The sequence below is a fragment of the Serratia silvae genome (genome assembly GCF_023282985.1).
GTDB classification, from domain to species: domain Bacteria; phylum Pseudomonadota; class Gammaproteobacteria; order Enterobacterales; family Enterobacteriaceae; genus Chania; species Chania silvae.
Genome location: NZ_JAGQDC010000014.1, coordinates 42491 through 53468 on the forward strand (window position 1 = coordinate 42491; position 10978 = coordinate 53468).

Here is a 10978-nt window from a genome sequence, read left to right on the forward strand (position 1 = left end):
GTGCCACCCTTACGTTGTTAATCGATCTAAAGATGAGCGGCAATATAGCGCTGATAGCGGGCAGGCTTCAGCCGCGTCAGATCGACCAACACTAAACCATCGATACAGTGGTTGAACGCCGGATCGGTACCGAAGTCGATAAACTGCACGCCGCCAGGTTCACACAGCTCGGTGTATTGCTTGTACAACGTCGGGATCGAACAACCGAGGTTGCTCAACAGACTTTTCAGGCGCAGCAAATCTTGCTGATAATCATCACCGGCAAACTGAGCCAATATCTGCGGCAAAGAGGCCGGATAAGGCTGCCGTGACTGGGCTATAGCATGGTCTGGAGAGAAATAGAGGCGATAGAAGGCAATCAACAAATCGCGAGCGGCAACCGGCATACCTCCTGAAATGGATACCGGGCCGAACAGGTAGCGATACTGCGGATATTTGGCCAGATAGGCACCAATGCCGAGCCACAGATAATCCAGACCGCGCTTCCCCCAATAGGCCGGTTGAATAAAGCTGCGCCCCAACTCAATCCCTTGTTCAAGGATCGGTGCCATATCACGATCGTAATGGAACAGGCTGTTGCTATAGATGCCTTCCAGCCCTTTGCTGGCCAATTGCGGCGCAGTGGGGATAAAGCGATAGGCACCGACAATCTCCAGTTCCTCCTCATCCCACAGCACCAGGTGATAATAGTCGTCGTCATAGCTGTCTAAATCACGCCGCCGCCCCGAGCCTTCGCCCACGGCACGGAAAGCGATCTCACGCAGGCGGCCAAGCTCCCGCAGGATCGGTGCTCTGGCCTCCCCCTGGCGGCGATAAAGGAAAATGGTTTTGCCATCCGGCGTAACACCCAGTCTCTCACAGGCGGCCAACGCTTTTTTCAGCTCGAGACGATCTTCCGCCAAGGCGATGGCCGATTCACTGGTAAACAGCCCAGGCTTCCCCTGACCAAGCCGATAGACATGACGGCGGAAACGCTCGGCAAGATCGCGTGCTTGAGTATGGCCATCGTGCCAATGGGCAAATGGAATGCGCCCGCCGACGCGGATTTTGATCCGTCCTCCCTGCTGTTTGAACATCTCACGCACCAACAACAAGGTGGATAACGGGCGATAAATCAGCGAGGTTAAATAGAACAGGCCGCTGTTACGGGCGCTGATATGGATGGGTACGATCGGCGCCCGCGCCTTGGCGGCCAGCCGCAAAAATCCGGTATGCCAGTGGCCATCGCGTATCCCTTTCGGACTCATGCGGGATACTTCCCCCGCCGGGAACAGGATCAGCACACCCTGATTATCCAGCTGGGCCTGCATGGCCTCTATCTGTTGGCGGTTAGTACGGTTGCCCAGGTTATCAACCGGTACAAACAGATTGCGTAAGGGTTCGATACAGCTCAGTAGCTGGTTTGCCACCACCTTGACGTCTGGCCGTACCGCCGCCACCGTCCGCAGCAGCACCAAGCCATCCAGCGAACCAATGGGATGGTTGGCGACCAACACCACCGGGCCCTGGCTGGGGATGTTTTCCAAATCGCCATCGACCAGTTCACAGCTCAAAGCAAAGTAGTCCACCACCTGCTCGATCAGATCCAACCCTTTCAGGTGCGGATATTCGGCAGCAAACTGTTTGAATTCTTTTTCACGCAGTAAGGTTCTTAGCAGGCTACGCTGCCAGGCTGGGGGCGAACGCTGTGGGAAGACATCTTGCAGCAGGCTATCCAAAGTAAACATCGGGTCATCTCCTGGCCTAGTCGCTGCAAACTTATGCCAGCGCCATGACCTGAACATGACCGTTTGATGAAGGAAAGGTGAAATCAGGCACGAAGGGGGAACATCGCCCTACGCAATGAGCCGGTGACGTTTGTCGTTACAGCGCTGCTTCAATACAGGCATTAACCTGTTCCCTCAGTCGCAGTAAGGCAGAAGCCTGGTGAGGGTAACATTTGAAGGTGATGCGCATCCCTAATTCCTTATCGATCAACGGCTCCACCGTGGCGCGATCGGTCAGGCTCTCCAATAACTGCAACGCCCGCAGATCCTGCAGCCCCTGATATGGCGACAGCAGCGGCGTACGCGGTGCGGCACTGTTGCGCCAAAGCTGGCAATAAAAAATTAAGGAAAGCTCACCCGCATTAATCATCGTGGGTGGCTTTCACCCACGGCGGATTTAATCGGCACGGCCAAGAGGATATTAGCCGAATAAATAAGACATTACCGGTTTTCAGTCGGTTTCCATGCTGCTTTCAGTTTATTACCAACCGAAAGGGAAATCGAGAATAAACGGTTGAAATATAAGATTATATTTAAATTTTCCGATTGCGTTGCGCGGTTTCGTTTGCTGTAATTTGCAACGAAAGACTGAAAATACGCCTGTAACGGTTGCTGTGGCTCTCATGCCACGGCTGGAGTTTGCTACGGGTAAATCAGGAGTCAGCTATTCATGATCAATACCGTAAAACGGCGGGAATTAATTATCGACCAGCTATGCCGTGAAGTGATTGCGGTGGTTGACGCCAGCAAGTTTGGCCGCAGCAGTTTCTGCATGATCCGCGGGATCGGCCAGATCCACCGATTGGTTACCGACAGCCGCATTCCGGCCAATTACCTGCATACACTGCAAAATCTGGGGGTCGAGGTGATTAATCGCCGACCAATAAATCTCCGCATCAACAGGCATTTATTAGGCGTTAACCGATTATTTTTTAAGGAGTTACCATCATGACAGGTTATTTTTCTTACGATGCGGACTGGCTGGAGCAACATCATGCGCTGCATACCGCCCGTGAGATTTGGCAGCAGCCGGATCTTTGGGCTGCTTTGCACCAGCAGTTGCTCGCCCAACAGGAGCAATGCTCCGCTTTCCTGACGCCGCTGCTGCAAAACCCGCACCTACACATTGTGCTGTGCGGTGCGGGTAGTTCAGCTTTTGCCGGTCGGGCCTTGGCCCCGTGGCTGAGGGAAAAAACCGGCCGGGATGTTGCGGCCTACGGCACCACCGATATCGTCGCCAACCCGCTGCAATTTCTCGCCCCCTCACGCCCGACGCTGCTGGTGTCCTTCGCCCGTTCCGGCAACAGCCCGGAAAGCGTCGCCTCAGTGGCGCAGGCAGATCAGCTGCTACCTCAGTGCTATCACCTGATGCTGGTGTGCAACCCAGACAGCCAATTGGCAAACTATGCGCATGGCCGTAAGAACGTCTGTGCCCTGGTGATGCCACAGGGATCAAACGACCAGAGCTTTGCCATGACCTCCAGCTTCAGTTGCATGATGCTGAGCACCGCGCTGCTGTTAGGCCCCTATTCCCTTGACGCCGCCCATCAACCGCTGGCGCAGATGATCAAGCGCTGTAGAGAACTGCGTGAAACGTTGCAATCCCAAGTGAAGGCCCTGGCCAGCAGCGGCTTTAGCCGTTACATCGTGCTCGGCAGTAGCTGTTTCACCGGCCTGGCAGAGGAAGCGTCGTTGAAAATGCTGGAACTGACCGCCGGGCAGATCGTCACCCGCTACGACTCGCCGCTGGGCCTGCGTCACGGCCCTAAATTTATGGTCGATCCGCAGACGTTGGTGCTGTTGATGCTTTCCTGTAATCGCTATACCCAGCGTTATGAGCAGGATCTGTGGGACGAACTTCAGCGTGATGGTTTGGCCAAGCAGATGGTTGGCCTTGGCAACTCGCCAACGGAGAAAACGGGCCAGTCCGATTTGCATCATGCCGACGATGATATCTGGCTGTTATTTCCCTATCTGCTGTTCGCCCAGATGCTGGCGTTTGAAACCTCTCTGGCGCACAGTCTGACGCCGGATAACCCTTGCCCAACTGGGGAAGTCAACCGCGTGGTAAAAGGCGTGACCCTTTATCCCTACTCTGCTACCGAGCTGTAAGGAGCCGCTATGTACCTGATATCCAACCGAGAAATGTTGTTGAAAGCGCAAAGACAGGGTTATGCCGTGCCGGCGTTCAACGTACACAATCTTGAAACAGTACAAGTGGTGGCAGAAACCGCCGCCGAACTGCAATCCCCGGTGATCATGGCCGGTACGCCGGGCACCTTCAGCTATGCGGGTACCGACTATCTGGTGGGAATTTGCCGCTCAGCAGCCCAGCGCTACGATCTGCCGCTGGCGCTGCATCTTGACCATCACGAAGAAATCGAGGATATCGCCACCAAGGTCAGAGCCGGGATCCGCTCGGTGATGATCGATGGCTCACACCTGCCTTTTGAGCAGAACATCGCGCTGGTTGCGCAGGCCGTCGCGCTATGCCATCGCTATGGGGCCAGCGTAGAGGCGGAGCTAGGCCGCCTGGGTGGCCAGGAAGACGATCTGATTGTCGATGCCGCAGACGGCTTTTATACCGACCCAAAAGCCGCCCGCGAGTTTGTCGCGGCTACCGGGATAGACTCCCTCGCCGTCGCCATCGGTTCGGCTCATGGGCTGTACCACGGGGAGCCAAAGCTGGATTTTGACCGTCTGGCGCTGATCCGCGAACAGTTGGAGATCCCGCTAGTGCTGCACGGAGCCTCCGGGATCCCTGAAGCGATGGTCAAGCGAGCTATCTCGCTGGGGGTCTGTAAGGTGAACGTAGCCACCGAACTCAAAATCGCCTTTGCCGACGCGGTGAAGAGCTATTTTTCCCAACATCCAGAGGCCAACGACCCGCGTAAATACATCGTCCCGGGCAAATTGGCGATGAAAGAGGTGGTAGCAGAAAAGATCCGTATCTGTGGCAGTGCAGGGATGCTGTAACTCTAAAGAGTAAGGTTAAGGGCCGCAGAATAACGATATGCGGCCTTAACATTAATATCGCCATTTAAAGTCACCCCCGTTATTATAAGCAGCATTAAAAGTAATAATTCTCACATCGCCCCCTAAATCCCCCCACTATGATCTAAATCATGGTTTTACTGCCTGCCCATCCCTACTATTAAATTCAATTAACGAACGATTGCTGTTATTATTATTTACTTAATACATTATAGTAACGTTGGAAATTAAATCATCAGACAATGGAAGTTTATTTTTTAGACAATAATCTACTTTTTTGTTAATGGATGGTTTTACTTTATGCTAATAGGAATAGCTTATGAAATCTATTATTACGGCTTTGGCCATACTGGCAGCCTTACCACTTCCAGCCCATTCAAAACAAGAAGTTAGCCATAAAACCATCTCAGGGAGCATCCAGTTTTCCGGCAAGATCAGCGCCCCAACCTGTGAGATTACGCGCAATGGCGGTCAATATACATCCAGTTGCTATCGTGAAACCGCCGTCAACACCAATGAGTTTATCCAAATGCCATTGGATGATATGGGTTCAGAATTAATGGGCAAACCCGTTCGTGAATCGGTGTTTAATGACCCTTCTCTACAACGAATTACGTTAATTTACAATTAATCCTAATCGACGAAATTCATTGTAATACGATTATTCCCATAAAAATAAATTTGTTGTTTTATAAACATTTTTTAGCGTTTCGCCTCTAGGGGTATACCTACTTGGGTGTACCCTGTTTTTCCTATAACCCCACCTCATCAGCATGTCCGAAATCCGCCATCACATCTGGCTTTTTCATGCAATAATCGCCTTACCAAACACAAGGAGTGAACAACATGCAGACCTTTTTTATTGATCGTATGCCGACGCCGGTCGGTGAACTGGTGTTGATTGGGGATGAGCAAGGACGGATGCGTGCACTGGACTGGACCGATCATGAAGATCGTCTGATGAAGCTGCTCAACAGCCATTATCGAGCCTCTCCCTTCATGATACAGCAGCAAGCCAACCCAGGCGGCCTGACGGAAGTGATACAGCGCTATTTTGCTGGCGAGTTAGCAGCTATCGACACAGTGCCGGTGATGACCGCTGGCACCGAGTTCCAGCGCACCGTCTGGCAGCAACTGCGGCAAATCCCCTGTGGGGAGATCATCACCTACGGGGAGTTGGCCAAGCGCATTGGCAGGCCAACCGCTTCGCGTGCAGTTGGCATGGCTAACGGCACTAACCCAATCAGTATCGTGGTGCCCTGCCACCGAGTGATCGGCTCACAGGGAGCGCTGACCGGTTACGCCGGAGGGGTGCAACGCAAGCAATGGCTGCTGAAACATGAAGGTTTTCTGCCCCAGGATCTGATTTAATCGGCCAACAGCGTCAACGCGCTTTCCTCATCCGTCACCAGGCCGTTGATCCAACGGCCTAGCAAGGCAGCACGAATGGCCTGATGCTTTTCCGCCCCCCCAGCCAGCGCAATCACCGGTTTTTCCGGCCGTTGGCGCAGATTGACGCTGGTCAACCGCCCATCGAGTTCGCTGGCCACCCGCTGGCCTTGCGGATCGATAAAATGGCCCAGCATTTCTGCTACCGCGTTAGATGCGCGAAGGCGATCGACATCTTCCACGGTGATAAATCCATCCTTGTGCAGCGGGCAGTGATATTCGATGGTGCCAATGCCGATAAAGGTCACATCGGCCTGGCTGGCCTTGTCGTTCACTGTGCGGTAAATGCGGTGATTGCACCACAGGGCGCGATCCTGTTCGCTATCGGCAAACAAGGGTGCAGGTAGGATAAAGTAGCGGCCCTGGGTTTTCTCCGCCATCCACAGCGGTACGTCATAGCGAGTACAGGAGCCGTCGGCCGCGATTGCACCAATCAGCGAGACGCAGCTATGCTGTGGCCGCTCCAATTCCGGCAGCTCGTCAATCGCCGCCTTCAGGCTGCGGCCTGAGCCAACCCCAATATTCAATGGCTGTTCACTGCGCAAAAACTGCGCCATCACTTCAGCCCCGGCTACCGCCACCGCGCGGTTTATCCCGGCACTCTCCATTCCCTGGCTAGGCACAACCTGGCACAGCGTTAAGCCATAGCGTTCACTAAGACGATTGTTCTTTGATATTGAAGGCGTGGTGTGGGTGTATACCGGTCTGTATCTGGTGGCGGCGGTGTTGACGTTGGTCGTCAAGGTCGACCAGCCAGGGCATAACAACGTCCCGCATTATGTCCAGGCCAACGACGGTTTGGTAAAAAATAGCGCCTGATTTTAAAGGCGGGCGCTGCACTTTACCGTCATCACTGCCTAGCCCATTCACCGCACAAATTTGTGTTGAAATATTTACTCGTTAACCTTCGTGATAATCACAGATGAAGGCAATTCCACCCTTAATACCCCTATATAAACTAAGACTAATCATAAAAACCCGATGATACTGTGGGATTTATTCGTTTTTTATATATCTTTAGCCGACAGCAACTTGGTTTTTCCGAAATAGATAAATCACTAAACATCAGTATGCTACGGAATAATGAGCAATAGGCCTGTTTAAATATCACACAAAATGTCGCCGTTCTTGTTCTTGCTGTACTTATCACCTGCCGTAAAAGATGTTAAAATTGACTCATATCAATTATTGCGTGAGCTTAATCTATGATCCCGGAAAAACGCGTGATTCGTCGTATCCAGTCAGGTGGTTGTGCGATCCATTGCCAAGACTGCAGCATCAGCCAATTATGTATTCCTTTTACGCTGAATACGCATGAGCTCGACCAACTCGACAATATCATCGAGAGGAAAAAGCCGATCCAGAAAGGTCAGACGCTGTTTAAAGCCGGTGACGAACTGAAATCACTGTACGCCATCCGCTCCGGGACCATCAAAAGCTACACCATCACCGAACAGGGCGACGAACAAATCACCGGCTTCCATCTGGCGGGCGATCTGGTGGGCTTTGATGCCATCGGTGGCCTGAAGCACCCAAGCTTCGCGCAAGCGCTGGAAACCTCCATGGTCTGTGAGATCCCGTTTGAAACCTTAGACGATCTCTCTGGCAAAATGCCTAATCTCCGCCAGCAAATCATGCGTTTGATGAGCGGTGAGATCAAAGGCGACCAGGATATGATCCTGCTGCTGTCGAAGAAGAACGCCGAAGAGCGCCTGGCCGCTTTCGTTTATAATCTGTCGCACCGCTTTGCCGAACGGGGTTTCTCACCGCGTGAGTTCCGTTTAACCATGACCCGTGGCGATATCGGCAACTATCTGGGCCTGACGGTGGAAACCATCAGCCGCCTGCTGGGGCGTTTCCAAAAAAGCGAAATCCTCAGCGTGAAAGGCAAATACATCACCATCGAAAACGTAGACGCCCTGTCGCACCTGGCTGGCGCTTCGCGCATCAACGTCTCCGTTAGCGCCTGACCCTCTTCTGGGCCAATGATTCGCTGAAATTGTTGGCCCGGCCCCTTTCTGCCGCTGTTCTGTTTTTCAATGTTAGGTTACTCTGTAGTTGAACAGGCTGTTGATCTACAGCTGTAAGGAGGCCCTATGGCGAAGTATCAGAATCTTCTGGTGGCTATTGACCCCAATCAGGACGATCAACCGGCGCTGCGCCGGGCGGTTTATCTGATCAAGCGGAACGGCGGGCGGATTAAAGCTTTCCTTCCTATCTATGATTTCTCCTACGAAATGACCACCCTGCTTTCACCAGACGAAAGGACGGCGATGCGGCAAGGGGTGATCAGTCAACGGGCGGCGTGGATTAAGGAGCAATGCCGATTCTATCTTGAAGACGGTGTCCCCATTGAAATCAAAGTGGTGTGGCACAATCGCCCCTATGAGGCGATCATTCAGGAAGTGCTGAGCGGCAACCACGATTTACTGTTGAAAATGGCCCATCAGCACGACAGGCTGGAATCGGTGATCTTCACCCCGACGGACTGGCATCTGCTGCGCAAGTGCCCTTGCCCGGTATGGATGGTGAAAGACCAACCCTGGCCAGAAGGGGGTAAAGCGCTGGTGGCGGTCAACCTGTCCAGCGAAGAGCCTTATCATGACCCACTTAATATTCGACTGGTGAAAGAAACGCTCGAGTTGGCGCAAAACGTCAATCAAACCGAAGTGCACCTGGTAGGCGCCTACCCGGTCACCCCGATCAATATCGCCATCGAACTGCCCGATTTTGACCCCAGCATCTATAACGATGCGATCCGCGGGCAACACCTGATCGCCATGAAGGCGCTAAGGCAAAAATTCCATATCAACCAAGAATTCACCCACGTGGAGAAAGGCCTGCCGGAGGAAGTGATCCCGGATTTGGCCGAGCATCTGCAAGCGGGCGTGGTGGTGTTAGGTTCTTTGGGCCGCACCGGTATTTCTGCCGCGTTTATCGGCAATACCGCGGAACAGGTGATCGACCATCTGAAATGTGACCTGCTGGTGCTCAAGCCGGATGACTTCGACTGCCCGATCATCATGGATGAAGACGACGAGCACGACGATGAAGATTGATTTCGGTGCGTTATAAAACAAACAGGGCCCAAATGGGCCCTGTTTGACATTCTGGGGTAGAAATTAAAGCTCTACCACGTCGAAACGTACGTCTGGATTAACGTCAGCGTCATAATCCACTTCTTCCAGACCAAAACCGAACAGGCGCAGGAACTCCTGCTTGTAGCCAGTGTAATCGGTCAGTTCGCTCAGGTTTTCTGAAGTGATTGACGGCCACAGATCGCGGCAGGCCTGCTGCACATCATCACGCAGTTCCCAGTCATCCATACGGATACGGGCATGATCGTCCAGCGGCATCTCTTCGCCGTACAGGCGGGTATGCATCAAACGGGAAACCTGTTCCATGCAGCCTTCGTGAATGCCCTTCTCTTTCATGATCTTGAAGGCCATAGAGATATACAGCGGCATCACTGGAATTGCAGAAGAAGCCTGGGTGACCACGGATTTCAGCACGGCAACGTGAGCGGTGCCGCCCTTGGCAGCCAGATCGCCACGGATGGCAGTAGCAGCACGATCCAAATCTTCTTTAGCGCGGCCCAGCGTACCGTGCCAGTAAATTGGCCAGGTCAGATCGGTACCGATATAAGAGTAGGCAACAGACTTGGCACCGTCGGCCAGCACGCCCGCTTCTTCCAGCGCCGACATCCACAGTTCCCAATCCTGGCCACCCATCACGGTGATGGTGTTCTGGATCTCTTCTTCGCTCGCCGGTTCAACCGTGGCGGTGATGATTTGGTCTTTGTTGGTGTCGATAGCGGTGGTGGTGTAAACCTCACCGATTGGCTTCAGTGCAGAGCGCACGACTTCGCCCGTTTCCGGCATTTTACGCACCGGCGAAGCCAGCGAGTAAACCACCAAATCGATCTGGCCCAGGTCGGCTTTGATCAGCTCAATCACTTTGGCCCGGCATTCGTTGGAGAAGGCATCACCATTGACACTTTTCGCGTACAGGCCAGCTTCTTTAGCGGCTTTGTCAAAAGCAGCTGAGTTGTACCAGCCAGCGGTGGCCGTTTTACCTTCGCTGCCCGCTTTCTCGAAGAATACGCCGATGGTGGCGGCGTCGCTGCCAAAGGCAGTGGCAATACGGGAAGCCAGACCATAACCGGTAGATGCACCGATCACCAGCACACGTTTAGGGCCATTGGCAATCTTGCCCTGCGCTTTGGTGTAGGCAATCTGACGACGAACATTGGCTTCACAACCGACCGGATGAGTGGTGGTACAGATAAAGCCGCGAACCTTAGGTTTGATAATCATAATGGGTCTAGGATCCGTTAAAGGGATGAAATCAGGATATAAGATACCTCATTGTGCTCCTTTATGGTGATCTGATGTGTTGAATTGCACATTTTATGAACATATTTTGTTAGATTAAGCACAAACATCACCTTATTTGACTAAAAAACCACCACTTTTTTTGTTTATGCAAGCCCCAAAATGTCGTTAGAGGCCGAACATGTATTGAACGCCCGATCCGAATCAGGGATGCAGTCAGCATAATCCAAGGCTCAAGCTTCGATAATGAATGAGTTGTCCAATCCAGTCGATCACGTAACGCTATTTCTGGCTCAAGTTCTGGGGACAGCTCAAAACAAGGGAGATGGAACTCCCGTAACTCAGAAAATGACTACTATTAATTGCCTATCTGGTCAGGTGTTTTTTAAAATCAAATGACAATTAACCAGGAGTTATCTTAATATAAAAACCGTG

10 protein-coding genes and 2 pseudogenes are annotated in these 10978 nt (G+C 52.6%); 8 read left to right on the plus strand and 4 right to left on the minus strand.

The features are described from left to right. Positions 1-26: 26 nt before the first annotated feature. Both olsF and KAJ71_RS16460 read right to left on the minus strand, forming a co-directional pair. Positions 27-1727, minus strand: a complete 1701-nt coding sequence (olsF, locus tag KAJ71_RS16455) for a bifunctional ornithine lipid synthase OlsF (RefSeq protein ID WP_248946725.1) — start codon at positions 1725-1727, stop codon at positions 27-29. Between the two features lie 136 nt (positions 1728-1863). Beyond that, entirely contained in the window at positions 1864-2136 is a 273-nt protein-coding gene (locus KAJ71_RS16460) for a hypothetical protein (RefSeq protein WP_248946726.1), read from the minus strand. Positions 2137-2484: 348 nt separating this feature from the next. On the opposite strand from KAJ71_RS16460, the pseudogene KAJ71_RS16465 reads away from it, so the two are divergent. The 5 genes and pseudogenes from KAJ71_RS16465 to ogt form a co-directional block, all read left to right on the plus strand. Continuing rightward, positions 2485-2637 (plus strand): annotated as a pseudogene (locus KAJ71_RS16465) (transcriptional repressor AgaR); the annotation flags it as partial. A gap of 77 nt (positions 2638-2714) precedes the next feature. Next, positions 2715-3878, plus strand: a complete 1164-nt coding sequence (locus KAJ71_RS16470; RefSeq protein ID WP_248946727.1) for an SIS domain-containing protein — start codon at positions 2715-2717, stop codon at positions 3876-3878. A 9-nt stretch (positions 3879-3887) separates the two neighbouring features. Beyond that, entirely contained in the window at positions 3888-4742 is an 855-nt protein-coding gene (locus KAJ71_RS16475; protein ID WP_248946728.1) for a tagatose bisphosphate family class II aldolase, read from the plus strand. Between the two features lie 337 nt (positions 4743-5079). After that, the gene (locus KAJ71_RS16480; RefSeq protein ID WP_248946729.1) at positions 5080-5391 is read left to right on the plus strand and encodes a hypothetical protein; all 312 of its coding nucleotides are present in this window, start codon (positions 5080-5082) and stop codon (positions 5389-5391) included. Between the two features lie 215 nt (positions 5392-5606). Further along, positions 5607-6131 (plus strand): methylated-DNA--[protein]-cysteine S-methyltransferase, encoded by a 525-nt coding sequence (gene ogt / locus KAJ71_RS16485; RefSeq protein ID WP_248946730.1) that lies wholly within the window; start codon positions 5607-5609, stop codon positions 6129-6131. Here the strand turns inward: ogt and KAJ71_RS16490 are convergent. Continuing rightward, positions 6128-6871 (minus strand): annotated as a pseudogene (locus KAJ71_RS16490) (sugar-binding transcriptional regulator); the annotation flags it as partial. The gene ogt and the pseudogene KAJ71_RS16490 overlap by 4 nt on opposite strands. 1 nt (position 6872) lies before the next feature. On the opposite strand from KAJ71_RS16490, the gene KAJ71_RS16495 reads away from it, so the two are divergent. From KAJ71_RS16495 to uspE, 3 genes are all read left to right on the plus strand, one after another. After that, entirely contained in the window at positions 6873-7028 is a 156-nt protein-coding gene (locus tag KAJ71_RS16495) for a hypothetical protein (RefSeq protein WP_248946798.1), read from the plus strand. A gap of 386 nt (positions 7029-7414) precedes the next feature. Further along, positions 7415-8179 (plus strand): fumarate/nitrate reduction transcriptional regulator Fnr, encoded by a 765-nt coding sequence (gene fnr / locus KAJ71_RS16500; RefSeq protein ID WP_248946731.1) that lies wholly within the window; start codon positions 7415-7417, stop codon positions 8177-8179. Between the two features lie 126 nt (positions 8180-8305). Next, a complete protein-coding gene (uspE, locus tag KAJ71_RS16505) occupies positions 8306-9268 on the plus strand; it encodes a universal stress protein UspE (protein WP_248946732.1) in 963 nt (320 codons plus the stop codon). Between the two features lie 63 nt (positions 9269-9331). Here the strand turns inward: uspE and fabV are convergent, their stop codons facing one another. Beyond that, on the minus strand, positions 9332-10525 hold the full coding sequence (gene fabV / locus KAJ71_RS16510) for an enoyl-ACP reductase FabV (RefSeq protein ID WP_248946733.1): 1194 nt from the start codon (positions 10523-10525) through the stop codon (positions 9332-9334). Positions 10526-10978: the final 453 nt, after the last annotated feature.